The organism is Microbacterium sp. 69-7 (assembly GCF_001897985.1).
GTDB lineage: Bacteria > Actinomycetota > Actinomycetes > Actinomycetales > Microbacteriaceae > Microbacterium > Microbacterium laevaniformans.
Genome location: NZ_MKRU01000059.1, coordinates 75774 through 101927, shown reverse-complemented (window position 1 = coordinate 101927; position 26154 = coordinate 75774). Strand labels below are relative to the sequence as shown.

The window sequence follows — 26154 nt, the reverse complement described above, 5'->3', positions numbered from 1 at the left end:
GGATGCGGTGGATCTGCTCGCGTTCCTCTGCGAACTGTTCGCCTTCGCCACCCTCGCGGTCTGGGGCTTCACCGCCTGGCCGTTCCCCTGGAACATCGTCGCCGGAATCGGCGCTCCGTTGATCGCGATCCTGCTGTGGGCACTGTTCGTCTCGCCCCGTGCCGTCTTCGCCGTGCACCCGTTCGTGCGGGCCCTCGTCGAGCTCCTCGTCTACGCTTCCGCGACGATCGTCTGGTGGACCAGCGGCAATGCCTGGATCGGCCTGGCGTACGCGGTCGTCGCCGTGGCCGGCGGACTGGTCTCTGGCCGACGCCGACTCGCCGCCTGAGGCACTCCAGATCATGAGCGCCGTCCTCGACCTGCTCACCGCCGAGCTCGCCGATCGCATCGACACCGACCCCACCGCCCTCGACGCCGCACGCGCGGACAAGTCCGGGCACGCAGCCGCCGGGCCGCCGATCGCGATCGTGCACGCGGCATCCGTCGCCGACGTCCAGGCGACGATGCGCATCGCGTCCGCGACGGGCACGCCCGTCGTGATCCGCGGCGCGGGCACGGGGCTGGCGGGCGGCGCGAACGCCGGTGCCGGCGAGATCGTGCTGTCGATGCGCAGAATGAACCGCATCCTGGAGGTGCGCGCCGACGACCTGCTGGCGGTTGTCGAGCCCGGCATCCTCAACGCCGACCTCAACGACACCCTCGTCGTGCACGGGCTGTGGTGGGCGCCCGACCCTGCCAGTCGTGCCATCTCGACGGTCGGCGGCAACATCGCGACGGGCGCCGGCGGCCTGCTGTGCGCGAAGTACGGTGTCGTCCGCGACGCCGTCCTCGGGGTCGACCTCGTGCTCGCCGACGGCCGGCTGCTGCGCCTCGGACACCGCAGCGTCAAAGGCGTGACGGGCCTGGATCTGACGTCTCTCGTCATCGGTTCGGAGGGCACGCTCGGCGTCGTCGTCGGCGCAACGCTGAAGCTGCGGCGCCTCGTCCCCGGACGGGCACGCACCCTCACGGCCCTCTTCCCCGACGTTCGCGCCGGCGCCGCCGCAGCGGCCGCCGTGACCGCGTCGGGCGCCCAGCCCGCGATCATGGAGCTGATGGATGCCGCCTGCCTCGCGGCCGTGCACCGCCTTCTCGATCTGCCCGCTCCCCCGCCGGGCGCCGCGCAGCTGACCGTGCAGACCGACGGCCCGTCGGCATCCGTCGACGCCGAGGCGATCTGCGCGGTCCTGGAGGCGGCCGGAGGCGCCGTGCGCGCGGCGCGCGACGACGCCGAGGCCGAGCTGCTGTGGACCATCCGCCGCTCGATGCACCCGGCCATGGAGGCGATGGGCACGACCCTGATCGAGGACGTGTCGGTTCCCCGCAGCGCCCTGCCCGCGATGTTCGACGAGATCGCGCGCATCGAGCGCGCCTACGACCTCGTGATCCCGACCGTCTGCCACGCGGGCGACGGCAACCTGCACCCCAACTTCGTCTTCGACGGCGATGAGGTGCCCGAGATCGTGTGGCGCGCCGCCGACGAGCTGTTCCGCTCGGCGCTGCGCCTCGGCGGCACCCTCACCGGCGAGCACGGGGTGGGCGTGCTCAAGCGCCGCTGGCTTGTCGACGAGCTCGGCGAGGATCAGTGGCAGCTGCAGCGCGAGATCACCCGGGTTTTCGACCCCCTCGGCATCCTCAATCCGGGCAAGGTCTTCACCGACTGAGTTGGAGCGCTCAGACGGCCGGCGGGTAGATCTGCGGGCTCGGAGCGGCCTGTCCGCGCGCGCCGAGCACCATGGCGAGGATTCCCAGCGCCAGCGGCACGGTGAGGATCACGAGGGATCCGAGCGCGAACAGCCACAGGAGCCCCTGCGGGTCCTGACCCGACGCCCCGACGAGCACGATCTGGGGCAGCGCCGAGGTGGCGACGATCACCGCGAGCCCCCAAGCGGGCGCCCACTGCCACGGTCGCGGCACGACGGCGGCGCGCCCGATCGCGACGACAGCGACCAGCGCCGCGGCGGCGTTGACGGCCAGCTGCGCGAACGACACGATCTGCAGGAGCGAGATGTCCTGCTCGGTCGCCAGGGCCGACAGCGCCAGCTCGACGATCGGCGGGAGGACCGCGAGCACGAGCAGCGCCGCCATTCCCGAAGGACGCCGTGCGACGATCGATCCCTGCCCGCGCAGCCCGAAGGCGAAGACGAGGAGGGATGCCGCGAACAGCACCGCCGTCACGATCGCGACGCCCGAGCCGAAGCCTCCCGGCGCCACCGCCCGCACCGCCGTCGGCACCACCGCACTGGCGGCGAGCAGCGCACCGCCCCAGATCCATGCGGGCACGGGCTTTCGGATCTCGGCATCCGTCATGGCCCCGACCCTACCGCGGCTCATCCGTCCCGTCATGTCGCTTTCGCCGACGCCTACCGGCGAGAGGGGACGGATGAGCGCCGTCAGAGGCCCTGCCAGGCCGGCTTGTTGGCGTAGGCGTAGCGATAGTAGTCGGCATGCTCCAGGCGCGACGCCGCGGCCTCGTCGACCACCACGGTCACGTGGGGGTGCAGCTGGATCGCCGACCCCGGCAGCGACGACGTCACGGGGCCTTCGACGGCGCCCGCGACGGCCGCGGCCTTGCCTTCGCCGAAGGCGAGGAGGAACAGGTGACGGGCCGACAGGATCGTTCCGAGCCCCTGCGTGATGCAGTGCATCGGCACGTCGTCGATCGAGTCGAAGAAGCGGGCGTTGTCGCGTCGGGTCTGCTCGATGAGCGTCTTCACGCGCGTCCGCGACGCGAAGGAGGACCCGGGCTCGTTGAAGCCGATGTGACCGGAGGTGCCGATCCCGAGGATCTGCAGGTCGATGCCGCCCGCGTCGGCGATGGCCCGCTCGTAGTCCTCTCCGGCGTGCGCGATGCTCGCCAGATCACCGTTCGGCGTGTGGATGCGCTCGGGATCGAGGCCGAGCGGCTCGACCACCTCCGTCGTGATGACGGAGCGGTAACTCTGCGGATGCCGCGGGTCGATGCCCACGTACTCGTCCAGGGCGAACCCGCGCACCCGCGACACGTCGGTGCCGGCGAGCCGGGGCCGCAGCGCCTCGTAGACGGGGAGCGGAGTCGACCCGGTCGCCAGCCCCAGCACCGCGTCCGGGCGTGCCGCGATGAGGCGGACGATCTCGTCGGCGACGAGCGCCCCGGCATCCGCGGCCGAGGGGACGATGACGACTTCAGCCATGGAAAACAGCCTCCTGCTCGGATTCGGCGCCGAGGATGGCGGCGCCCAGTGCCGCCGCGGGCGATCCCGGCGGCAGCAGATCGACGCGCTCGCTGAGCCGCAGCGACCGCAGGAACGGGGATGCCGCGGCGCTGGTGTCCAGTTCGGCGAGCACGGGCCTCAGCATACGGTCGCCGAGCGCCGTGACGCCTCCCCCGAGCACCACGGCGTCGACATCGGTAGACAGCACGATCACGCGGACCGCCGACGCGACGCCGTACGCGAGCCCGCGGCGCAGCTCCACGGCGAGCGGGTCGCCGGCGTCGGCGGCGTCGAACACGTCGCGCACGGGCAGCGCCGCGGGCCGGCCCCATCGCTCCGCGACGGCGGCTCCCCCGCTGAAGGCCTCGATGCAGCCGCGCTGTCCGCAGCGGCAGAGGGGTCCCGTCGGATCGACGGAGATATGTCCGACCTCCCCCGCGGCTCCGTGGACGCCCCGCCAGAGTCGGCCGCCGTGCACGAAGCCGGCGGCGATGCCGGTGCCGAGATTGAGGTACGCCATCGACGGCAGCGTGTCCGCACCGCGCAGCACCGAGGCACCGACGGCAGCGGCCTTGACGTCGTTCTCGGCCCGCACCGGAATGCCCAGGCGCGGCCCGAGTGCGAGGGCCAGATCGAGCTCGTCGATGCCGAGGTTCACCGCATGGGCGACCACCGCGCCTCCCGGAGCGACCTGCCCCGGCATCCCGACGCCGAGCGAGGTGAAGGCGGCAGGGGGCATGGCGACGGCGGCAGCCAGCTCGTCCACCGCGTCGAGGATCGTCGTGATCACGGCATCCGCGCCCCACCCGGTCGCCCGGCGCACACGAGCGAGGATCCGCTGATCCGACGCGTCGCCGCCGCGCGGGTCGGATGACGCGACAACCACGGCGTCGGTCTTGGTGCCCCCGACGTCGAATCCGAGTCGCATCAGCCCTTCACCGCTCCCGACACGAGACCGCTGGTCATCTTGCCCTGCACGATGAGGAAGAAGATGATCACCGGAATGGCCATGAGGGTCGAGCCGGCCATGACGACGGCCCAGTCGGTCGCCTTCGTCGCCTGGACGAAGCTGCGCAGCCAGATGGGAAGCGTCTGCGCCTCGGGGCGGGTCATGATCACGAGGGCGAAGATGAACTCGTTCCACGCTTGGATGAACGCGAAGATCCCGGTGGAGACCAGTCCCGGCGCGAGCAGCGGGAAGGTCACGCGCCAGAAGGCCTGTGCCCTGCTGCACCCGTCGATCATCGCCGCCTCCTCGAGGTCGGCGGGGATGCCGTTGACGAACCCGCGCAGGGTCCAGATCGTGAAGGGCAGCACCATGGCGATGTAGACCGCCGACAGACCGATCACGGTGTTCAGCAGGTGCCAGCCGTCGAGCACCCGGAAGGTCGAGATGATCATCGCCTCGGCGGGGATCATCTGGATCACGAGGATCGCGACGATGAAGCTCTTGCGGGAACGGAAGCGGTAGCGCGAGACCGCGATGGCGGCGAGGAAGGCGAAGACCAGAGCCGCAGCGACGGTCAGCACGGTGACGGCGAGCGAGACCCACAGCGCCGGCATGAACCCGCCGTCCCAGGCCGCGCGGAAGCTCTGCAGGGTGAACTGGTCGGGCCAGAAGTGCGGCGTCTCGCTCTTGACGGCCGAGCCGGGCAGGAAGGCGGTGTTGACCATCCAGTAGACCGGGAAGACCGAGCAGACGAAGACGACGACGGCGGCGAGGTTGAGGAGCACACGCCCGGTGGCGCGTCTCGTGCGGGCGCTCATCAGTCGTCCTCCGAGGTCAGCATGGTGCGGATGTAGTAGGCGGAGATGGCGAGCAGCACGACGACGAGGATCACCGAGATCGCGCCTCCCGAACCGAGATCGCCGGTGGCCATCGAGACGCTGTAGATGTAGACGCCGATGGTGTTCGTGTCGGCGCGGATGCCGCCGACGGTCTGCAGCGCATAGATCTGTGCGAACACGCGCAGGTCCCAGATCACCTGCAGGATGAGCAGCACGACGAGGATCGAGCGGATGTAGGGCACGACGATGAAGCGGAACCGCTGCCACGCGCCCGACCCGTCGAGGGATGCCGCCTCGAGCACCTCGTCAGGCACCTGCGAGAGCCCGGCATAGGTGGAGAACGCGACGAACGGGATCGCGCCCCACGTGATGATGATCGCCGCGACGCCGAAGAAGCTGAGGGGGTCGGACAGCCAGCTGTGTCCGATCCAGTTCTGCCCGGTGATCCGCGTCAGCGCGTAGTTGACGAGGCCGTAGGACGTGTCGAAGATCCAGCCCCACACGATGGTGCCGGTGAGCGCGGGCATCGCCCAGGCCAGCAGCAGCCCCACCGAGACGACGGTGCGCATCACGCGGCCGAGTGAGGTCATCATCAGCGCGATCGCAACCCCGAGCACCATGGTGGCGGCGGCACAGACCACCATCAGACCGAAGCTGCGGGCCAGGACGACCCAGAACTCGGAGTCGGTCAGCACACGCACGTAGTTGTCGAACCAGACGAAGGTGGGCGGCTTGCCGAAGACCTGCTCGCGCCCGTACTTCTGGAACGACATGACGATCAGCTGCACGAGGGGCCAGCCGATGAAGACCAGCAGCATCGCCAGGGCGGGCAGCAACAGGACCAGCGGCGTGCGGTCGCGGCGCCGCCGACGCGGAGATGCCGCGGGCGCGTGAGCGGTGGTCATGTCGGCTCTCCTTTCGTGGGTGTCGGGGGCATCTCGACTCGCGGCGCCCGCTCAACGACCGGGGAGGCGATACCACCGCCGATCGTTGAGCGAGGAGCGTAGCGACGAGTCGACACGCAGACGGGTCGAGCGGGCTCAGCCGTTGAGGATGGAGTCGATCCGCTCGTCGAGAGCCGTGGCGAGCGTCTTGACGTCACCGCCGGCCGCGACCTGGACGAAGAAGTCCTGCAGCAGGCCCTTCGCCTCCACGTCCGCCCACTTCGGCGAGGCCGGCGTCAGCTTCGCGTTCGCGGCGGCATCCGAGATGATCTTCGCGAGTTCCGGAGTCGCCGCGGCGACCTGGCTGCCGAGGGCCTTCTTGGCGGGCACGAGGCCGGCCTTGGCCAGCAGCGTCTGGTAGTCGTCGCTGAGCATGATCTCCAGCGCGCTCTTGGCAAGCTCGGGGTGGGCCGACTTGGCGGAGATGCCGATGTTGGAGCCGCCCGCGAACACCTGCGCGGCGCCTCCGTTCTTGCCCGGCAGCGCGTAGAAGCCCACGGTCTTGGTCAGGGCGGTGTCGGCCTTGTTCTCATCGGCGACGATCGACCAGTACGCCCAGCTGGGCGCCGACAGGGTGGCCGCCTTCTCGGTGCGGAACGGAACCCAGGCTTCGGTCTCGTCGCCGTCCTTCGGGGCGAGCGAGGCCGTGGTCATCAGCTGCTGCACCTGCTCGATGCCCTTGACCGAGGCGTCGCTGGACATCTGCGCCTCCCACTTGCCGTCCTTCTGCACGGCGACCTCGCCGCCGTTCTCCCAGATGAAGGGCAGCGCGTTGTACCAGTCCTTGCCCGGGAAGTAGACCCCCGAGACCCCGGGCAGGGCCTGCGCGAGCTTCTCGCCGCTGGCCACGTACTCGTCGAGGGTCGTGGGCACCTGCACGCCGGCGGTGGCGTACTGGGCCGTGTTGTAGAACACGATGCGGGCGCCGGAGTAGTACGGCGCGGCGTACAGCTTGCCGTCCCACGAGCCGGCCTCCACGAAGCCGGGCAGCAGGTCGTCGCCGCCGATGGTGTCCTTGATGTCGGAGATGTCCAGCAGTGCTCCGCTGGAGGTGAACGCGGGCGACTGGGTGTTGCCCATCTCGACGATGTCGGGCGTGTCGTTGGACGACAGGCTCGTGGTGAGCTTGTCGACCAGGCCCGTCCACTGCTGCTCCTCGATGACGAGCGTCGAGCCCGGATTCTGGGCTTCGAAGGTCTTCACGAGATAGTCGCGGGCATCCTGCGGCGTGTCGGTGCCGTTCAACCACACGCGCAGCTGGGCCGGCGCCGGAGTGCCGGAGGCGTCGTTGCCGCCCGAGTCTCCGGCCGCGCAGCCGGCGAGAACGACAGCCGAAACGCCGAGGAGCGCGAAGGCGCCGAGCTTCTTGTTCATGGTGTCTTCCTTTGTCTCTCTTGGTGGTGTCGGGGCGCTGTGCCCCGCGGTGATGGGGTCAGGACACCCCGAGTTGTCCGGACAGGACCATGACGGCCGCGCCGCGGAGGACGATGTCCTCCCCCTGCGCCGTCATCCGCACCTGGACGCCGTCGTGGAACGAGGCGAGCGTCCGGGCGCGCAGGGTCTCGACGGTCGCGGTCGCGAGGGTTGCGTCGAGAAGATCGGGCCGGCCGGAGAGGACGATCTCCGACAGATCGAGGACGCCCACGATCGGGGCGAGGGCGATGCCGAGACGAGCCCCGGCGTCGCGCAGCACCGCGTCGCGGTCGGCGCCGGGCTCGGCCACGCGCGCCTCCAGCGCCGGAACCGACAGCCACGCCTCGAGGCAGCCGACCTTTCCGCACACGCATCGCGGGCCGCCGTCCGTGCCGACGGTGACGTGACCGATCTCTCCGGCGGCGAACCGACTGCCGGCCATGGGCTGACCACCCGCGAGCAGGCCTGACCCGACGCCTCGACCCACGCGCACCAACAGCACGTCGTCGGCGGCTCCGCCGAAGGTGTACTCCGCCAGCACGGCCGCATTGGCGTCGTTGGCGACGAGCACCGGCAGCCCCAGGTCGGCACGCAGAGCGCCTTCCAGGTCGACGCCCTGCCATCCGAAGTTCGGCGCCGTGAGAACGACGCCGCGATCGTCCACGATGCCGGGGCTGCCGACGCCGACGCCGAGGACCGGCGCGTGCGCGTCGGCCACGAGGCCACGCGCGAGCTCCATGACGGCGCCGAGGATGTCGGCGGGGTCCGCCGGTACCGTCACGTCCCGACGCGCGACGATCTCTCCGTCGAGCGTGAGGATCGCGCCGAGGAATCGGTCGGTGCCCGAGAGGTCCAGCCCGACGATGCGGTGGCCCTCCCGATCGAGGTCGACGAGGATCGCGGGCTTTCCCGGCCCCGTCACCTCGCGCATCCCGCGCTCGGCCACGTAGCCGTCGTCGATGAGCTCGGCGACCAGATCGGAGATCGTCACCCGGGTCAGACCCGTCTCACGGGAAAGGTCCGCGCGACTCATGGCACCCTGGTGGAAGAGGGTCTGCAGCACGAGCGCGCGATTGTGCGCCCGCGCATGCTCCGGCAGCACCTTCGCTGCGTGGCGCAGTGCGCGACCCGCCACGATGGAGCGGGCCGGCGATGTCGCCTCGACGGCGCCGCGCGGGAGATCAGATCCGGACATGTTTGTTAGTAGACCTTACGAAAGCCGCATCCGCAAGCGTCGACGCGGATTCGGAAGGACGATTTACAAAACTGTTACATTGCGCGACGCCCGCCCAGAGGAGAGAGCTTGTTGACCGTCACGACACGGACCCGCCGCCTCGCCGCGATCCTCCTGACCGCCGTAGCGTTCGCCGGCCTCGTCGGGTGCGCCGCCGACGGCGGGACGGGCCCCGCGCCGTCGGGCGGCGACACCCAGACGACGAGCCAGGCGTGCGAGACGGTCCGCGCGAGTGTCCAGGACGCCGCCGCCCAGGTGCAACGCCTCGACCCCGGCGACCCGTCGTCGGCGGTGACGGCCTTCGACGAGGTCGCCGCCCGCCTCGACGACGCCGCGCAAGCGGTGGGCAACCGCAGCGTCGCCGATCTGCTGCCGCCGCTGCGATCGGGCTTCACGACGGCATCCGCCGACCTGTCCGCCATCGCGGGCGGCGACCTCTCCCGCCTGGCGTCGCTGCAGAGCGCCGCCGCGCAGATCCAGTCGGCACTGAGCGCGTTCGCCGCCGCCTGTCCCGCTTCCTGATCCTCGACAGGAGCGCGGGCGCACCCCGATGGCGGCCTCTGACGGCGAACGAGGCGCATCCCGTACCATGGGAGGGCGCGGCCGCGCAGAACACGGGGGTGTTTAGGTGACCGATCCTGCAACCGAACGAGAGGCAGAGGGTTCGCCCGACGCCTCCTCGGCGAGCCCTCCGACCGCCGCGACCGCCGTGCTCGACGGCCCGATCGAGACGATCGACGACGCCGCCGTTGCCCCCGCGCAGGTCCCGCCGCTGCAGTGGGCACCCGCGGAACCGCCGCGCAAGAAGAAGCGCCTCTGGCTGTGGATCGGCGTTCCCGCGGCCGTCGTCGCCGCAGGCGCCGTTACGGCCTCACTCGTCCTCATCGCCCCCGGCACCGCGATCGCGGGCGTTCCCGTCGGCTTCCTCACGGCGGGAGCAGCCACCGACGCGATCTCTCAGCGGCTGGGCGCGACCACCGTGGTTCTCGGCGAAGGAGGACCGACCGTCACGGCCGCACAGCTGGGCGCCACCGTCGATGCCCACGGCCTCGCGGACCGCGCGTTCGCTGCGCGGCCGATGTGGAACGTGACCCAGTGGTTCGGCGACGGGCTCGACGCCCCCGTCACGCTGGACGCCGACCGCGCAGAGGCCGCCCTGCGTGCGGCATTGCCCTCGGCCTTCACCGCCCCCGTGCCCGCGCAGGTGTCGTTCACCGGCACCGCGTACACCGTGACGCCGGCGGTGGCCGGCACCGGACTCGACCTCGACGCGATCGCCGCCGCGGTGCACGACGCCTTCGTCGCGGGAAAGAGCACCGTCACGGTCTCGGCCGCGAGCGTGCCGGTCGCCGCGCCAGCGACGAGCGAACGAGCCCAGTCGGCAGCCGATCAGCTCAACGCCATGCTGCAGACGATCGGCTTCTACGTCGGCGAGGAGCGCACCGTGCCGGTCGACCCGGCCACGGCCGCGTCGTGGCTGAAGATCACGCCCGACGCATCGGGAACGTTCTCCATCAGCGCGGATGCCGCCAAGATCCAGGCTTCCGTCGATGCACTGCCCGCGGCCGTCAACCGCGCCCCCGCCAACGGCACCGTCATCACCAACTCCGACGGAACGGTGCTCGAGACCAGCGTCCCCGGCGCCGATGGCCGCACGCTCGGCGACACGAGCGCGGTGGCGAAGGAGTTCGCCGCGCAGCTGACGGCAGGCAGGGCCGCTTTCGTCCTGCCGGTGACCTTGACCCCGGCATCCACCGTCACGCTGCAGCGCCTGCTCGAGGTGAACCTCAGCGAGCAGATGCTGTATCTGAAGGAGAACGGCGGCGTCGTCGACTCGTGGCCGATCTCCAGCGGCGTCGCGCAGTCTCCGACGTACACGGGCCATTTCCGCATCAACAGCCACATCCGCTCGCAGACGATGACGAGCACCGATCCGAACAACCCGTACTGGAACTACGACGTGCCCAACGTCGAGTGGGTCATGTACTTCAACGGCGATGAGGCGTTCCACGGGGTCTACTGGCACAACAACTTCGGCACGCCGCAGAGCCACGGCTGCGTGGGCATGCCGAACTACCGCGCAAAGCAGATCTACGACTGGTCGCCGACGGGAGTCGACGTCTGGATCCACGACTGACGCTCGCGACGCGTTTCGGCTCGCCGCGCACGCCGCAACGAGAACGGCCCGGGTATCACCCCGGGCCGTCTTCTCGTATTCGCCTGTGGATCAGAGCGCGTCGATGACCGCGTTGAGCGTCCCGGAGGGGCGCATCACCGCGGCGACCTTGGCCACGTCGGGGTGGTAGTACCCGCCGATGTCGACCGGGTGTCCCTGCACGCCGTTCAGCTCTGCCACGATCTGCTGCTCCGCGGCCGCCAGCTTCTCCGCCACCGGCGCGAACGCGGCGGCGAGGTCGGCGTCCGCCGTCTGGCGGGCCAGCTCCTGAGCCCAGTAGAGGCCGAGGTAGAAATGGCTGCCGCGGTTGTCGATCGTTCCGAGCGAGCGGCCGGGCGAGCGGTCCTCCTCGAGGAAGGTGCCGGTCGCGGCATCCAGCGTGTCGGCGAGGATCTTGGCCTTCGCGTTGCCGGTGAACTCGGCGAGGTGCTCCAAGGATGCCGCCAGCGCGAAGAACTCGCCGAGCGAGTCCCATCGCAGGTAGTCCTCCTCGAGCAGCTGCTGCACATGCTTCGGCGCGGAACCGCCCGCGCCCGTCTCGAAGAGGCCGCCGCCGGCCAGGAGCGGGACGATCGAGAGCATCTTCGCCGACGTGCCGACCTCGAGGATCGGGAAGAGGTCGGTGAGGTAGTCGCGGAGCACGTTGCCGGTGACTGAGATGGTGTCCTCACCCTTGCGCAGGCGCGCCAGCGTGTACCGCGTCGCCTCCTCGGGCGGGAGGATCACGATCGTGATGTCGCCGGTGTCGAGCGTCGCGAGCGCCTGGTGCACCTTGCCGATGAGCTGGGCGTCGTGGGCGCGGTTGACGTCGAGCCAGAAGACGGCGGGAACGCCGGTCGCGCGGGCCCGCGTGACGGCGAGGCGCACCCAGTCCATGATCGCGATGTGCTTGGCCTGGGTCGCCCGCCAGATGTCACCCTTCTCGACGTGGTGCTCGATGAGCACCGTGCCGGCGGAGTCGAGCACTTCGACGACACCGTCGGCCGGGATCTCGAAGGTCTTGTCGTGGCTGCCGTACTCCTCGGCGGCCTGGGCCATGAGGCCGACGTTCGGCACCGTGCCGATCGTCGCCGGGTCGAGGGGGCCGTTGGCGATGACGTCGTCGATCACGGCCTGGTAGACGCCGGCGTACGACGAGTCGGGAATGACCGCGATGGTGTCGTCCTCGGCGCCGTCGGCGCCCCACAGCTTGCCGCCGTTGCGAACGAGCGCCGGCATCGAGGCGTCGACGATGACGTCGGAGGGCACGTGCAGGTTCGTGATGCCCTTGTCGCTGTTGACGTAGCTGAGGCGGGGGCCGGTCTCGAGGTCCTGTGCGATGCGGGCGGAGATCGCCTCGCCGTCGGCGAGCTCGCCGAGACCGGCGAGGATCGAGCCGAGTCCGTTGTTGCCGTTGAGACCCGCCGCGGCGAGCTGCTCTCCGTACGCGTCGAAGACGTCGGCGAAGAACGCGCGGACGACGTGGCCGAAGATGATCGGGTCGCTGACCTTCATCATCGTGGCCTTCAGGTGCACGGAGTACAGCACGTCCTCCGCCTTGGCCTGCGCGATCGTGTCGGCGAGGAACGCGTCGAGCGCCTTCGCCGAGAGGAACGTGGCGTCGACGACCTCGCGCGGCAGGACCTTCAGCCCCTCCTTGAGAACCGTGACCGTGCCGTCGGCGGCGGTGTGACGGATGCTCAGGACGTCGTCGTGCGCGGCGATCCAGCTCTTCTCGTTGCTCTTGAAGTCGTCGTGCCCCATGGTGGCGACGCGGGTCTTGGACCCGGCCGCAAAGGGCTTGTTGCGGTGCGGGTGCTTCTTGGCGTAGTTCTTGACCGCGAGCGGTGCGCGGCGGTCGCTGTTGCCCTCGCGCAGCACGGGGTTCACCGCGGAGCCCTTGATGCGGTCGTAGCGGGCGCGGATGTCCTTCTCCTCGACCGTGGACGCGTCGTCGGGATAGTCGGGGATGTCGTAGCCCTGCGACTGCAGTTCCGCGATCGCGGCCTTCATCTGCGGGATGGATGCCGAGATGTTCGGCAGCTTGATGATGTTGGCCTCGGGAAGGGTGGCGAGTCCACCGAGCTCGGCCAGGGCGTCGCCGACCTGCTGCTCGGGCGCGAGGCGCTGCGGGAAAGCGGCGAGGATGCGGCCGGCCAGCGAGATGTCGCGGGTGTCGATCTCGACGCCCGCCTGCCCGGCGAAGGCCTTCACGATCGGCAGGAACGATGCCGTCGCCAGGGCAGGCGCTTCGTCGGTGTGGGTGTAGATGATGGTGGACTCGGGCACGTGTGATCTCTCCGTCGTGAGCGTCGTCGTGGGCGTCGTGGTGAGCGTCGCGGGGTCGCCTCCAGGCTATCGCATCGACGGAAACTATCTTGACGTCAAGATAATTCTCGCCCCGCTCCTCGGCATCCTCTTGCGCACGCGCAGCGCTGGGGGTTTTCTCACCATTCGGAGGGTGCCCCCGCGCTTTCGCCCGGGGTAGCCTGAGGGCATGACCGAGCTGCGCCTCGAGGAACTGTCCGCCGCGACGATCGTCGCCGTCAACACGATGTCGCTCAAACCGGGGCAGGAGCAGTATCTCGCCCCCACCAGCTATGCCGTCGCCGGCACGGTGGCAAACCCCAGCACCGCGTGGCAGCGCGTGGTGCTCGACGGTGACGAGGTCGTCGGTTTCGTGAGCGCGAACTTCGATCCCGACGCCCTGCACGAGCACTTCCGCTCCGTGCTGTGGCGCATCAACGTCGACGCCGACGACCAGGGCCGCGGGGTCGGCCGGTTCGCCGTCGAGCAGCTCCTGGAAGAGGCCCGCAGCCGCGGCATGGACCACGTCCACGTGATCTACGAGGAGGGGCAGGGCGGCCCCGATGCGTTCTTCCGCAGGGTCGGGTTCACCCCCGTCGGCGAGACCGAGTTCGGCGAGGTCGTCGCCGAAGTCCGTCTGTAGGAACAGCCGAGCCGGGCGCCAGGGAACCGCCCGACGATCCTGTTTGTTGCCAATCTCGACAAAACTCTTGCGTCGGCGACGCCGCGCGCTCTATCGTGATCGAATCTGCGGTTGCGGAGATGGCCGCGTCGGCAGCGTCAGACGAGCGACTGCTTCCACGCACTGTGCAGCTGCGCGAACTTGCCCGTTCCGGCGATGAGGCTGGCGGGGGTGTCGTCCTCGATGATGCGGCCGTGCTCCATCACCAGCACGCGGTCGGCGATCGACACGGTCGACAGCCGGTGCGCGATGATGATCGCGGTGCGGTCGGCGAGCAGCGTCTGCAGCGCCGCCTGGATCTGCCGCTCGCTGGGGATGTCCAGCGACGCCGTCGCCTCATCGAGGATGAGCACCGCGGGGTCGGCGAGGAAGGCGCGGGCGAAGGAGATCAGCTGGCGCTGTCCCGCCGACACGCGACCGCCGCGCTTGTTCACGTCGGTGTCGTACCCGTCCGGCAGCCGCTCGATGAAGGTGTCCGCGCCGACGGCACGGGCAGCCGCGCGGATCTCCTCGAACGTCGCGTCGGGCTTTCCGAGCGCGATATTGTCGGCGACCGTGCCGCTGAACAGGTACGCCTCCTGCGTGACCATCACGATGGCGCGACGGAGGTCCTTGGGGTGCAGCTCCCGCAGATCGACGCCATCGAGTGTCACGGCGCCTCGCGACGGGTCGTAGAACCGTGACACGAGCTTGGCGAGCGTCGACTTGCCGGCCCCGGTCGTTCCCACCAGGGCGATGGTCTGACCGGCGGGGATGTCGAGCGAGAAGTGCGGCAGAATCGTGCGCTCGTCGGAGTAGCCGAAGACGACGTCCCGGAACTCGACGTGCCCGGCGGCCTTCCACAGGTCGACCGGCCGTGCCGGGTCGGGCACGGTGGGCCGCTCCTCCAGCACACCCGAGACCTTCTCCAGCGCGGCGGTCGCCGACTGGTACGAGTTCAGGAACATCGCGACTTCCTGGAGGGGCGAGAAGAAGTTGCGGACGTACAGCACGGCGGCCAGCAGCGTTCCCACCAGCAGCGCACCGTCGACCACACGCAGCCCGCCCCACAGCAGCACACCGGCCACGGCGAAGGCCGAGACCGCCATCATCCCCGGCTCGAAGGTGCCGAACAGACGCAGCGAGCGCATGTTGACGTCACGGTATTGACCCGACAGATCACCGAACTCCTCGTCGTTGCGCGGCTCCTTGCGGAATGCCTTGACGGCGCGGATGCCGGTCATCGTCTCGACGAACTTGACGATGACCTTGGCGCTGACCACCCGCGACTCGCGGTATGCGCGCTGCGAGTTGCGGTAGAACCAGCGCATCAGCAGGTACAGCGGAATGCCGGCGATCGCGAGGATGACGCCCGAGTGCCAATCCAGCAGCAGCAGCGCGATCAGGGTGAACGCCCCGTAGAGCACGCCGGAGACGAGCTCGTTCAGGCCCCCGTCGAGCAGCTCGCGGATGGAGTCGAGGTCGCTCGTCTGACGCGAGATGATGCGCCCCGAGGTGTACGACTCGTGGAACTCGAGACTGAGTCGCTGCGTGTGCAGGAAGATCCGGGTGCGCAGATCGAGCATGACGGCCTGCGTCAGGCGCGCGGCGACCACCGCGTACCAGCCGATGAGCGCGGCACCGCCAACGCCGGCGATGAGGTACACGACGACGATCACGATGGTCGGCATCCAGTCGGCGTCCTGCATCGCCTGCGGCAACGCGGTGTTCAGTCCGTAGGCGATCAGGGCAGGGCCGGCCACGCGCAGCGCGGTGGAGACCACGAGCACGACGAGGGCCAGCACGAGCTGCCACCGCAGCGGATCGACGAGCGATCCCAGCAGTCGCAGCGAACGCTGCCGGATGGCGCGCGATTCGTCGCGCGTGTAGTCCGAGCGATCTTCACCGGTGGTTCCGGCGACGGATGCCGTGCTCACAGGTTCACCTCCGTCTCCCGCAGGCGGGCGTTCTCTTCTGCTTCGGCATCCTCGAGGCTCGAGATGACGTGCCGGTAGTGCTCGCTGGTGCGCAGCAGCTCGGCGTGGGTGCCGACGGCGGTGATGCGCCCCTCTTCGAGCAGCGCCACCCGGTCGGCGAGCGTGACGGTCGAGGGACGGTGCGCGATCACGAGGGTCGTCGTGTCGGCCATCACCTCGCGCAGGGCGTCCTCCACGAGCGCCTCGGTGTCGACATCGAGCGCCGACAGCGGGTCGTCGAGCACGAGCACGGCAGGGCGCGCCGCGACCGCGCGCGCCAGCGCCAGACGCTGGCGCTGGCCGCCCGAGAGCGACAGCCCCTCTTCGCCGATGATCGTGTCGACCCCGTCGGGCAGCTCGTCCACGAAACCGGCCTGTGCGACGGCGAGCGCCTCACGCAGCACGTCCTCGGCCTGCGCGCTGCCCGGCACCAGGTCTTCGCGACCGAGCAGCACGTTCTCGCGCACCGTCTGGGAGAACAGCGTCGAATCCTCGAAGGCCATGCCGACGTGGGTGCGCAGCTCTTTCAGAGTGAGATCGCGCACGTCCACGCCATCGATCGTCACCCGCCCGGCGGTGACGTCGTACAGACGTGCGGGCAGAGTGGTCAGGGTCGTCTTTCCCGATCCGGTGAGTCCGACGAGCGCCATCGTCTCGCCCGGGACGAGCATCAGATCGATGCCGTCGAGCAGATCCCGTTCGCCGTCCCCGGCATCCTGGTAGCGGAAGTGCACACCCTCGAACGCGAGTGCACCGCGCGAGCTGCCCAGCGCGACGGGCGCTGCGGGATCGGTGATCGTGTTCTGTTCGTCGAACACCTCGAAGATGCGGTCGCTGGCGGTGCGGGCATCCAGCAGGAACGAGAAGAGGAAGCCGATGGACTCCATCGGCCAGCGCAGCACAGTGGCCATCGCGAAGAACGCGACGAGCTCGGCGATGCCGAGCTGGCCGAGCTGCTGCAGCACGATGCCGACGCCGAGACACAGGGCGAACGCGATCTCGGGCAGCAGCACGAGCCAGAACCAGATCCAGCCGACGGCGCGCGCTTTGCTCAGCTCGGTCTCGCGGAGGGTCTCGGCCTGACGGGTGAACTTGAGCAGGGCGTGCTTTCCGCGCCCGAACGCCTTGAGCACCCGGATGCCGTGGACGCTCTCCTCCACACTGGTCGCGAGGTCTCCGGCCTGGTCCTGGCTCTGGCGCGCGAGCGTGCCGTAGGTCTTCTCGAACCGGTAGCCGGCGTACCAGAGCGGGGCGCAGACGATCAGGAAGGTGACGCCGAGCGCCCAGTGCCAGCGGAACAGCAGCGCCATGCCGACGAGGATCGTCAGCAGGTTGACGACGAGCAGCACGATGCCGAAGGCCATCCAGCGTCGCAGCATGCTGATGTCCTGCATCATGCGCGAGAGCAGCTGGCCCGACTGCCAGCGGTCGTGGAACGCGACCGGCAGGCGCTGAAGGCGCTCGTAGAAGCTCGTGCGCAGGTCGTATTCGACCTTGGTCGACGGTGCGAGCACGAACCAGCGCCGCAGCCACACCATGACGGCTTCGAGAAGCCCGAGCACGAGGATGAGCGCGGCGCCCCACACGAGCTGGCTGCGATCGCCCGCGGCGCTGGCGCCCGCGGCGATCGGGCCCTGCACGAGCACTTCGAGCACGAGCGGGATGGACAGAGCGAGCAGGCTCGCTACGAGCGCGCTGACGGCGCCCAGCACGAGCCGGGGCAGAACGGACCGGGCGAGGGGGTAGAGACGCGCGAGCGCGCGCACCGTCGACAGGCGCTCGACGGGAGGGGTGAGCTCGGAGGGCGTTGAGGAGGAGGTCATGATCCTTGCGGAGGGGTGGAACGGATGCCGGGGTCACGCGGCCGGCGGAGGTGACGAGTGGGCGCACGAAGGCGCGGCAGGACGAGGAGGCCCTGTCGGAGTTAACGCGCGGCGGGACGATGCCGCCGAAGGAGGACGCGCGGCGCGTTATCCCCGACCGATTCCGGCGGCCTCGAACGCGGCCGGGGCGGCGTTCGACGGACGGAGGAAGGCGGGCTTCGTGATGACGATGGCCGTGGACATGGCTTCCTCCAAGGAGTCGGTGAACGGGGACTGCGACCCACGCGGTTTCTCACACGGGCGCGACAGCCCTCCAGCCTATGCCGCTGGCTTCGCGCAGGGCAAGGGTTTTTTCACCGTGGCGCGTCAGGCGCGCGCGACCGACTCCCGCGCGAGCAAGGCGCGCTTGACCTCGAGCCCCCAGGCGAATCCGCCGAGGGCGCCGCCGGTGCGCAGCACGCGATGGCACGGCACGAACAGCGCCGGGGCGTTTCGAGCGCAGATCGATGCCGCGACGCGCACGGCCGCGGGCCGTCCCAGCGCGGCGGCGAACTCTGCGTACGTGAGGGGGTGGCCCGCGGCGATGCGGCGCAACGCCGCCCACCCTTCGAGTTGCAGAGCGGTGCCGGTCTGGGCGACGGCGACCGTGTCGATCGCCGTCAGGTCACCCGCGTAGTACGCGTCCACGGCGGACGCGGCATCCGTGTCGCCTTCACGGATGTCCGCGGGCGCGGGAGCGATGCGTCCGACGATGGCCGCGGGATCGGCACTCCATCCGCTTGCCAGCACCCGAGCGTGATCGTCGACGAGCAGGGTGAAGGGTCCGTCGGGGGTGGGGATCGTCTGGATCGTCGCGGTCATCGGGGGCTCCGTTCGCGGGGTGCGGTGTGCGCGCGGGGCGCGCGGGACACGGTGAACGGCGCGGCGCGCCAGAGGTGAGCGGTGAGGTAGCTGCGCCACGGCGCGGTGCGGACGGCCCAGGCCTCGTACCCGCGCGGATCGGCGGGGATGCCGGCGGCTGCCGCTCCGGCGCGGACGGCGACGTCGCCGGGCAGCGTGATGTCGGGGTCACCCAGCACGCGCATGCGCACGTAGTCGGCGGTCCAGGGGCCGATACCCGGCAGCGCCAGCAGGGCCGCGCGCTGCGCGAGACTGTCATCACCCGGCCCCAGGTCGAGCTCGCCGGAGGCGAGCGCCGCGGCCGCGCCGGTGACCGCACGGATGCGCGCGGCAGGGCCGCGCAGCACCTCGGCGCCGTGCGCGGCGATGGCGGCCATCGTGGGGAACAGGCGGTCCAGGCCGTCGTGCGACGCCACGCGCTCCCCCAGCGCGTCGGTCAGGGCGGTCAGGGCCGTACGTGCTGCGGCGACCGTGATCTGCTGACCGATCATCGCGCGGATGAGCATCTCGTGCGGGTCGGCGGCGCCGGGCACCCGGATGCCGCCGGTCGCGGCGACCAGCGGCGCGACGGCAGGATGCGCCGACAACGCGGCATCCACCGCCGTCGGGTCGGCGTCGAGGTCGAACAGCCGCCGTACGCGGCTCACCAGCACAGGAAGATCGCCGAGGTGGGTCAACCGGGCGCTCAGCCGCAGCTTCCCAGCCCCGTCGAGCCGGATCGCGAACCACACCGGACCGCCGGGCAGACGCAGGACGCGGGCGAAGGAGTCGGCACCGGCATCTTCGACGCCCGCGACGGCGCGGGCGCGCATCCAGGCGAACAACCCGGCGGCGTCGAAGGGCGCACGGTAGGGCAGGACGAGATCGATCGTCCCGGCGGCCGGGGCGCTCACCGTGCGCGCCGCCGCCGGTCGGCGCGCACGCAGATCGCTCGGCGAGAGGCCGAACACCTCGCGCACCGTGTCGTTGAACTGACGGACGCTCGCGAATCCGGCGGAGAAGGCGACGTCCGCGGCCGGCAGGTCGGTGGATACGAGGAGCATCCGCGCGGTGTGGGCCCGCTGAGCGCGGGCGAGGGCGAGGGGGCCAGCGCCGAGCTCGGCGGTCAGCAGGCGCGCGAGGTGGCGGGCCGAGTAGCCGAGGCGGCGCGCGAGCCCCGGAACGCCCTCACGCTCGACGACGCCGTCGGCGATGAGCCGCATCGCACGTCCGGCGATGTCACCGCGCAGGTCCCATGCGGGCGAGCCGGGCGCGGCTTCCGGCAGGCACCGCTTGCAGGCCCGGTACCCCGCCTCGTGGGCCGCGGCCGACGTGGGATAGAACGTGACGTTGGCAGGCTTGGGCGTGCGCGCGGGACAGCTGGGACGGCAGTAGATGCCGGTCGAACGGACGGCCGTGACGAACTGACCGTCGAAGCGCACGTCACGGGCGTCGATGGCGCGGTAGCGCTCGTCGAACGTCATCGCGGCGGTGGCGTCGACGTGGGGCATGCGTCCAGCCTGACACGGCTGCGCGCCACCCGCTCGCGGAAATCGGACACGGCAGCGCGCGGCATCCACCCTGCCCCGTGGATGCCGCCGCGTCAGCCTGATCAGTGGAAGAAGTGACGCTCTCCCGTGAAGAACATCGTCACGCCCGCGGCGCGCGCCGCGTCGATGACCTCCTGATCGCGCACCGAGCCTCCCGGCTGCACGATGGTGCGGATGCCGGCGTCGATCAGCACCTGCGGGCCGTCGGCGAAGGGGAAGAACGCGTCGGATGCGGCCACCGAGCCCGCCGCGCGGTCTCCGGCGCGCTCGACGGCGAGGCGGCACGAGTCGACGCGGTTGACCTGCCCCATGCCGATGCCGACGGTCGCGAGCCCCTGAGCGAGCACGATCGCGTTGGACTTGACGGCGCGGCAGGCCTTCCACGCGAAGATGAGGTTCTCCATCTCCTCCGCGCTGTCGGGGCGCTCGCCGGAGACGAGCTCCCAGTCCTTCGCGACCGACTCGATGTCATCGGGGAAGCGGTCGGCATCCTGCAGCAGGAGCCCGCCGGACAGCAGACGCACGTCCATCGGCTCCTGCCGCCAGTCGGCGGGAAGGCGGAGCACGCGCAGATTCTTCTTCAGGGCGAAGACTTCCAGCGCCTCCGGCTCGAAGTCGGGGGCGACGATGACCTCGGTGAAGATGTCACGCAGGTTTTCGGCCATCTTCAGGGTGACCGTGCGGTTCGCGGCGATCACGCCGCCGAACGCCGAGACGGGGTCGCACTCGTGGGCGCGCAGATGCGCCGACGCGATGGGGTCGAGCGCGTTGGGCGCCGCGACCGCGATGCCGCAGGGGTTGGCGTGCTTGATGATCGCCACCGCCGGCTTGACCATGTCGAAAGCTGCGCGCAGGGCCGCGTCGGCGTCGACGTAGTTGTTGTACGACATCTCCTTGCCCTGGATCTGCTCGGCCTGGGCGATGCCGTGGGCGCCGGCGCGCGTGTAGATCGCGGCGCGCTGGTGCGAGTTCTCGCCGTAGCGGAGCGTGCTCAGCCGCTCGGCCTTGATCGTGAGGTGCTGGGGCAGGTCGCCCTCCGCCTCGAGGGTCTCCTGCGCGAACCAGGTGGCGACGGCACGGTCGTAGGCGGCGGTGTGCGCGAAGGCGCGCGCGGCGAGCTCGCGGCGCTGGGCGAGCGAGGTGCCCCCGGAGCCGAGCGCCTCGATGATCGCGGGGTAGGACTCGGGCGAGACCGCGATGGCGACGTTCGCGAAGTTCTTGGCCGAGGCGCGCACCATGGCCGGCCCGCCGATGTCGATCTGTTCCACGACCGCGTCTCCGACGGCACCGGAGGCGACGGTCTCGACGAACGGGTAGAGGTTCACCACGACGAGTTCGAAGGGCAGGATGCCGAGGGCATCCAGCTGCGTCTCGTGGTCTTCGAGCCGGAGGTCGGCCAGAAGGCCCGCGTGCACGCTGGGGTGCAGCGTCTTCACGCGCCCGCCCAGCGACTCGGGGAACCCGGTGATCTCGGCCACATCCTTGACGGCGAGGCCCGCGTCGCGCAGGAGCGCGGCGGACCCGCCGGTCGACACGATCTCGACGCCCGCGGCATCCAGGGCCTGAGCGAGCGGCAGCAGGTCGGTCTTGTCGCTCACCGAGACGAGCGCCCGGCGGACGGGCACGAGGTCACGGGATCGGTAGAGGGCGGGATCGACGGCAGGACCGGCCATGCGGGGCTCCAGTGTTCGAGGTGGATCGGTTCTTCAGGACGCAGGCGCGTCGGAGGCGACGGCGGACAGCTGGAGCTCTCCGGACGCGACTGCGCGGACGACATCGATGAGCAGGCGCCGTTCGACGGGCTTGATGCGCTCATGCAGGCTCTGCTCGGTGTCATCGGGCAGCACGGCGACGCGCTCCTGGGCCAGGACCGGCCCGGAGTCGACCCCGTTGTCGACGACGATGACACTCGCCCCGGTCTGGGTCACGCCGGCCGCGAGGGCGTCGCGGACGCCGTGGGCGCCGGGGAACTCGGGCAGGTAGGCGGGGTGAGTGTTGATGATGCGGGGCGCCCAGGCGTCGACGACCGACGCCGGAAGCAGCCGCATGAGACCGCTCAGCACCACGAGATCGGGGTTCCACACCCGCAGCTGGCGGTCGAGCTCCTCTCCCCACTGCTCGCGCGTCTCGAACTCGCGGAACGGCACGAGGAAGGTCGGGATGCCGAAGGCTTCGGCGTGGGCGAAGCCGTCCGCCTGGCGATCGGCGCCGACGACGACGATGCGTGCCGGGAATGCGGGGTCGGCGGCAGCCTCGAGGAGGGCTCGGAGATTGGAGCCGGTGCCCGAGATGAGTACGGCGACCGTCAGCACCCGGTCAGTCTACCGGCGCGCCGGCGGGGTCTCTGGTGTGCGCCGGGGAGAACAGCGCGATCGCGGCTCCGACGGCGAGCTCGACACCCACGCAGAACGCGAACGGACCGGCGGCGGGCCCGACGGTGCTGAGGCGTCCGGGCCCGACCGCGCCCGATGCGACAACGCCCAGCAGCGCCGCCGCGGCGGCTCCGAGCACGACGATCACACCGAAGACGAACAGGCGCACAGCCGTGGTCGACTCCCGCGGCGCGCCGAGCTCGTCAGCGGACGCGAGGCGGGTGCGGGCGGTCGCTCCGGCGACGAAGCCGACGGCGACGACCAGCAGGACGAGCGCGAACAGCCACGGCGAGGGGTTGTCGGGGATGAGGCCGAGAGACGGGATGCCGGGAAGGACCCCGAGAGTCGTCCCGGCGGGCGACACGGCAGTGCCGGCGCCGACCGCGAAGCCCGGCCCGGCGGCGAACGAGGCGCCCCACACGATGAGGGTCGGCAGGTAGACCAGCTGCCCGAGGGAGAGCACCGCGCCGCCGAGCACATCGACGTGCGCCGCCTCGAAGAGGGCGACGACCTGCCCTCCGCGCAGCACCGCGGCCACGGCGACGACGAGCGCACCGACGCCGACCAGCCCGGCGACGGCGGCAGCGAGACCCCGGGCTGCCGCCGAGACGGCACTCACCCACGGGTGACCCCGGCGTGCATCGACGCCGTCGATCCGGTCGCGGAGGCCATCGATGAGACCGTCGTCTCCGATCCGCCACGCTTCGACGACGGCGCCCGCCAGAGCGGGGACGGCGAAGACGAGAGTGGGCAGCAGGAGCGCCTGCCATCCGTAGACGGCGGCGACGGGCGTGCGCGAGGTGGCCCAGAGGGCGGCGGCCAGCAGAAGCGTGACGAGCGTGCCGGCAGCCACTCCCACCGCCCACGCCCCGGAGCGGGCGGCGCGGGCGCCGGAGCGCGCCGCGAAGAGGGCGGTGAAGACGGCGAGCGCGAGCGGAGCCAGCGAGACGACGAACGACGCCGCCTGCGGCGCGATGCCGGCGGCGACGAGGTAGTCGTCGCCGAGCGTGATGTGCAGCGGCACGAACTGACCGAGCTGCCAGATGCGCACGGCCGCGGGCCACAGCGCACCCCAGTCGGCCGTACCCCCCAACGCCATCACCCAGAAGAGCGTGAGGGGTGCGAGCACGACGGCGACACCGACGGCCACCGCGATGAGGGCATCGACGGCGGCGAGGAGGAGGACGAGCAGGCGGTTCATGCGGGTTCGACCCTACCTACCCGGGTGATGAGCGAGCGCGGGGCGCGCGGGGCGCCGACGCCGCGGCATCCACTACGGTTCTGGATGGAGGATCCATGCCCGCTACACCCACGTCCGCCACCCGTTCCGCCGACGCCCCGCTCGGGGCGCTCGACCGCTTCTTCGAGATCAGCCGTCGCGGCTCGACGATCGGCGGCGAGATCCGCGGCGGACTGGTCACCTTCGTCACGATGGCGTACATCGTGATCCTCAACCCGATCATCCTGTCGGGCAAGGCGGACATCGCCGGCAACGAGCTGGCGTTCTCCGCCGTGGGGGCCGCCACCGCACTGACCGCCGGGGTCATGACGATCCTGTTCGGCCTGGTGACCCGACTGCCGTTCGCCTTCGCGGCGGGACTCGGCATCAACGCGTTCCTCGCCTTCAGCGTCATCCACGAGGTCACCTGGCCCGAGGCGATGGCCCTCGTGATGATCAACGGCGTCATCATCGTGCTGCTGGCGGCCACGGGGCTGCGCAAGCTCATCTTCGACGCCGTGCCGGTGCAGCTGAAGCTCGCCATCACCGTCGCGATCGGCCTCTTCATCGCCTTCATCGGGTTCGTCAACTCCGGCTTCGTGACCGCGACCGGATCGAACTCACCGCCGGTCGGCCTCGGCATCGGCGGCTCGGTCGCGTCGGTCCCGACGCTCATGTTCGTCCTGACGCTGCTGGTGACCGGGGTGCTCGTCGCCCGCAAGGTGAAAGGCGGCATGCTGATCGGCCTCGTCGGCGGCACCGTCGTGTCGGTGATCGTGGAGGCCATCTGGCACCTCGGCTCGGCGACCGATCACCCGGGCGGATGGAGCCTGACGATCCCGGCCCTGACCGGCTCGCCCGTCAGCATTCCCGACCTGAGCCTGCTCGGCGCCGTCGACTTCGGCTTCGACATCGGCAAGGTCGGCATCGTGGCGCTGATCATGCTCGTGTTCACGCTCGTGTTCTCGAACTTCTTCGACGCGATGGGCACGATGACCGGTCTGGCGAAAGAGGCGGGGCTCGCCGACGAGAAGGGCGATTTCCCGCGCATCACGTCCGCCCTGGTCGTCGAGGGTGTCGGCGCCGTCGTGGGAGGGGCGACCTCGTCGTCCTCGGCCACGGTGTTCATCGAGTCGGGCTCGGGCATCGGCGAGGGCGCCCGCACGGGCCTCGCCAACGTGGTGACCGGTGTGGTGTTCCTGCTGGCGATGTTCTTCACGCCGCTCACCTCGATCGTTCCCACCGAGGTCGCCGCGGCGGCCCTCGTCATCGTCGGCGCGATGATGATGGCGCAGGTCAAGCACATCGACCTCAGCGACTTCAGCGTGCTGCTGCCGGTGTTCCTGACGGTCTCGGTCATGCCGATGACGTACTCGATCGCCAACGGCATCGGCGCCGGCTTCATCAGCTGGGTGGTCGTGCGCTCGCTCTCCGGAAAGGCGCGGCAGATCAGCCCGCTGTTGTGGGTGGTGGCCGTCGGCTTCCTGATCTACTTCGCCCGCGGCCCCATCCAGTCCCTGCTGGGAGCCTGACCCGCGCCCCCTCCCGCGAGCCGCTACGTTCCGCGCGAGCCGCCACGCCCGTTCGTGGCGGCTCGGCGGATTCGTAGCGGCTCGGCACGGGGGCAGATGGAGAGAGGGGGTGGATGCCGCGGCATCCACCCCCTCTCTCGCGGCGAGCGTCGGACGTCAGAGCGTCTCGATGATCTCCCGCATGAGGGCAGCCGTCTCGGACGGCGTCTTGCCGACCTTGACACCGGCAGCCTCGAGGGCCTCCTTCTTGGCCTGCGCGGTGCCCGCCGAGCCGGACACGATCGCGCCGGCGTGGCCCATCGTCTTGCCCTCGGGTGCCGTGAAGCCCGCGACGTAGCCGACGACGGGCTTCGTGACGTTCGCCTTGATGAACTCGGCCGCACGCTCCTCGGCGTCGCCGCCGATCTCGCCGATCATCACGATCGCCTTGGTCTCGGGGTCGGCCTCGAACGCGGCGAGGGCGTCGATGTGCGTCGTCCCGATGATGGGGTCGCCGCCGATGCCGATGGCCGTCGAGAAGCCGAGGTCGCGCAGCTCGAACATCATCTGGTAGGTCAGGGTGCCCGACTTCGACACGAGGCCGATCGGTCCCTTGCCGGTGATGTTCGCGGGAGTGATGCCCACGAGCGCCTCACCGGGCGTGATGATGCCGGGGCAGTTCGGACCGATGATGCGGGTCTTGTTGCCCTTGCTCTTCGCGTACGCCCACGCCTCGGCCGTGTCGCCGACGGGGACGCCCTCGGTGATGACGACGAGGAGCGGGATCTCGGTGTCGATGGCCTCGACCATCGCGTCCTTCGTGAACGCCGGGGGCACGAACGCGATCGACACATCGGCGCCGGTGGCGGCGATGGCCTCGGCGACCGAGGCGAACACGGGCAGCTCGACGGGGTTGCCGTCCTTGTCGACGTGCGAGACGGTGGTGCCGGCCTTGCGCGCGTTGACACCGCCGACGACGTTGGTGCCCGCCTTCAGCATCAGCGCGGTGTGCTTGGTGCCCTCACCGCCGGTGATGCCCTGGACGATGACCTTGGAGTCCTTGTTGAGGTAGATCGACATAGTCCTAGT

22 protein-coding genes are annotated in these 26154 nt (G+C 70.4%); 6 read left to right on the top strand and 16 right to left on the bottom strand.

What is annotated here, in order from left to right; all coding sequences use genetic code 11:
* Window positions 1-7 precede the first annotated feature (7 nt).
* Window positions 8-328 carry a YrdB family protein gene (locus tag BGN98_RS06050; protein ID WP_288120227.1) on the top strand — a complete coding sequence of 107 codons (321 nt, stop codon included), beginning with the start codon at window positions 8-10 and terminating at the stop codon, window positions 326-328.
* 13 nt (window positions 329-341) lie between these two features.
* The gene (locus BGN98_RS06045) at window positions 342-1703 is read left to right on the top strand and encodes an FAD-binding oxidoreductase (protein ID WP_288120225.1); all 1362 of its coding nucleotides are present in this window, start codon (window positions 342-344) and stop codon (window positions 1701-1703) included.
* Between the two features lie 10 nt (window positions 1704-1713).
* Here the strand turns inward: BGN98_RS06045 and BGN98_RS06040 are convergent, their stop codons facing one another.
* From BGN98_RS06040 to BGN98_RS06010, 7 genes are all read right to left on the bottom strand, one after another.
* On the bottom strand, window positions 1714-2349 hold the full coding sequence (locus BGN98_RS06040) for a hypothetical protein (RefSeq protein WP_288120224.1): 636 nt from the start codon (window positions 2347-2349) through the stop codon (window positions 1714-1716).
* An 83-nt stretch (window positions 2350-2432) separates the two neighbouring features.
* Window positions 2433-3212, bottom strand: coding sequence for a glucosamine-6-phosphate deaminase (locus BGN98_RS06035; RefSeq protein ID WP_288120223.1), 780 nt, complete (start codon window positions 3210-3212; stop codon window positions 2433-2435).
* A complete protein-coding gene (locus tag BGN98_RS06030; RefSeq protein ID WP_288120221.1) occupies window positions 3205-4161 on the bottom strand; it encodes an ROK family protein in 957 nt (318 codons plus the stop codon). The genes BGN98_RS06035 and BGN98_RS06030 overlap by 8 nt, the downstream gene beginning before the upstream one ends.
* Window positions 4161-5000 (bottom strand): carbohydrate ABC transporter permease, encoded by an 840-nt coding sequence (locus tag BGN98_RS06025; RefSeq protein WP_288120220.1) that lies wholly within the window; start codon window positions 4998-5000, stop codon window positions 4161-4163. Before BGN98_RS06025 ends, BGN98_RS06030 begins: the two co-directional genes overlap by 1 nt.
* Window positions 5000-5926: a carbohydrate ABC transporter permease gene (locus BGN98_RS06020; protein WP_036289584.1), complete on the bottom strand. Its 927-nt coding sequence runs from the start codon at window positions 5924-5926 to the stop codon at window positions 5000-5002. Before BGN98_RS06020 ends, BGN98_RS06025 begins: the two co-directional genes overlap by 1 nt.
* A gap of 135 nt (window positions 5927-6061) precedes the next feature.
* A complete protein-coding gene (locus tag BGN98_RS06015) occupies window positions 6062-7339 on the bottom strand; it encodes an extracellular solute-binding protein (protein WP_288120219.1) in 1278 nt (425 codons plus the stop codon).
* A gap of 58 nt (window positions 7340-7397) precedes the next feature.
* Window positions 7398-8573 (bottom strand): ROK family transcriptional regulator, encoded by a 1176-nt coding sequence (locus tag BGN98_RS06010; protein WP_036289581.1) that lies wholly within the window; start codon window positions 8571-8573, stop codon window positions 7398-7400.
* 111 nt (window positions 8574-8684) lie between these two features.
* Between BGN98_RS06010 and BGN98_RS06005 the strand changes: the two genes are divergently transcribed.
* Together BGN98_RS06005 and BGN98_RS06000 are read left to right on the top strand one after the other, a co-directional pair.
* The gene (locus BGN98_RS06005) at window positions 8685-9134 is read left to right on the top strand and encodes a hypothetical protein (RefSeq protein WP_288120217.1); all 450 of its coding nucleotides are present in this window, start codon (window positions 8685-8687) and stop codon (window positions 9132-9134) included.
* A 106-nt stretch (window positions 9135-9240) separates the two neighbouring features.
* Complete coding sequence (locus BGN98_RS06000) at window positions 9241-10749, top strand: L,D-transpeptidase family protein (RefSeq protein ID WP_036291151.1); 1509 nt, start codon at window positions 9241-9243, stop codon at window positions 10747-10749.
* Window positions 10750-10839: 90 nt separating this feature from the next.
* On the opposite strand, the gene BGN98_RS05995 is transcribed toward BGN98_RS06000, so the two are convergent.
* Window positions 10840-13056 carry an NADP-dependent isocitrate dehydrogenase gene (locus BGN98_RS05995; RefSeq protein WP_288120215.1) on the bottom strand — a complete coding sequence of 739 codons (2217 nt, stop codon included), beginning with the start codon at window positions 13054-13056 and terminating at the stop codon, window positions 10840-10842.
* A gap of 208 nt (window positions 13057-13264) precedes the next feature.
* On the opposite strand from BGN98_RS05995, the gene BGN98_RS05990 reads away from it, so the two are divergent.
* Window positions 13265-13717 carry a GNAT family N-acetyltransferase gene (locus tag BGN98_RS05990; RefSeq protein ID WP_036291155.1) on the top strand — a complete coding sequence of 151 codons (453 nt, stop codon included), beginning with the start codon at window positions 13265-13267 and terminating at the stop codon, window positions 13715-13717.
* Window positions 13718-13854: 137 nt separating this feature from the next.
* Here the strand turns inward: BGN98_RS05990 and BGN98_RS05985 are convergent, their stop codons facing one another.
* From BGN98_RS05985 to BGN98_RS05955, 7 genes are all read right to left on the bottom strand, one after another.
* The gene (locus tag BGN98_RS05985) at window positions 13855-15672 is read right to left on the bottom strand and encodes an ABC transporter ATP-binding protein (protein WP_288120213.1); all 1818 of its coding nucleotides are present in this window, start codon (window positions 15670-15672) and stop codon (window positions 13855-13857) included.
* On the bottom strand, window positions 15669-17534 hold the full coding sequence (locus BGN98_RS05980; protein ID WP_288120212.1) for an ABC transporter ATP-binding protein: 1866 nt from the start codon (window positions 17532-17534) through the stop codon (window positions 15669-15671). Before BGN98_RS05980 ends, BGN98_RS05985 begins: the two co-directional genes overlap by 4 nt.
* A gap of 366 nt (window positions 17535-17900) precedes the next feature.
* Window positions 17901-18395: a methylated-DNA--[protein]-cysteine S-methyltransferase gene (locus BGN98_RS05975; RefSeq protein WP_288120210.1), complete on the bottom strand. Its 495-nt coding sequence runs from the start codon at window positions 18393-18395 to the stop codon at window positions 17901-17903.
* Entirely contained in the window at window positions 18392-19924 is a 1533-nt protein-coding gene (locus BGN98_RS05970) for a DNA-3-methyladenine glycosylase 2 family protein (protein ID WP_288120209.1), read from the bottom strand. The genes BGN98_RS05975 and BGN98_RS05970 overlap by 4 nt, the downstream gene beginning before the upstream one ends.
* Window positions 19925-20025: 101 nt before the next feature.
* On the bottom strand, window positions 20026-21636 hold the full coding sequence (gene purH / locus BGN98_RS05965) for a bifunctional phosphoribosylaminoimidazolecarboxamide formyltransferase/IMP cyclohydrolase (RefSeq protein ID WP_036285929.1): 1611 nt from the start codon (window positions 21634-21636) through the stop codon (window positions 20026-20028).
* Between the two features lie 33 nt (window positions 21637-21669).
* Window positions 21670-22275, bottom strand: a complete 606-nt coding sequence (gene purN, locus BGN98_RS05960; RefSeq protein WP_036285931.1) for a phosphoribosylglycinamide formyltransferase — start codon at window positions 22273-22275, stop codon at window positions 21670-21672.
* Window positions 22276-22279: 4 nt separating this feature from the next.
* Window positions 22280-23536 (bottom strand): cell division protein PerM, encoded by a 1257-nt coding sequence (locus tag BGN98_RS05955; RefSeq protein ID WP_061683908.1) that lies wholly within the window; start codon window positions 23534-23536, stop codon window positions 22280-22282.
* A gap of 95 nt (window positions 23537-23631) precedes the next feature.
* Between BGN98_RS05955 and BGN98_RS05950 the strand changes: the two genes are divergently transcribed.
* The gene (locus BGN98_RS05950; protein WP_061683907.1) at window positions 23632-25086 is read left to right on the top strand and encodes an NCS2 family permease; all 1455 of its coding nucleotides are present in this window, start codon (window positions 23632-23634) and stop codon (window positions 25084-25086) included.
* Window positions 25087-25242: 156 nt separating this feature from the next.
* Here the strand turns inward: BGN98_RS05950 and sucD are convergent, their stop codons facing one another.
* Window positions 25243-26145 carry a succinate--CoA ligase subunit alpha gene (gene sucD, locus BGN98_RS05945; protein ID WP_039414217.1) on the bottom strand — a complete coding sequence of 301 codons (903 nt, stop codon included), beginning with the start codon at window positions 26143-26145 and terminating at the stop codon, window positions 25243-25245.
* Window positions 26146-26154 lie beyond the last annotated feature (9 nt).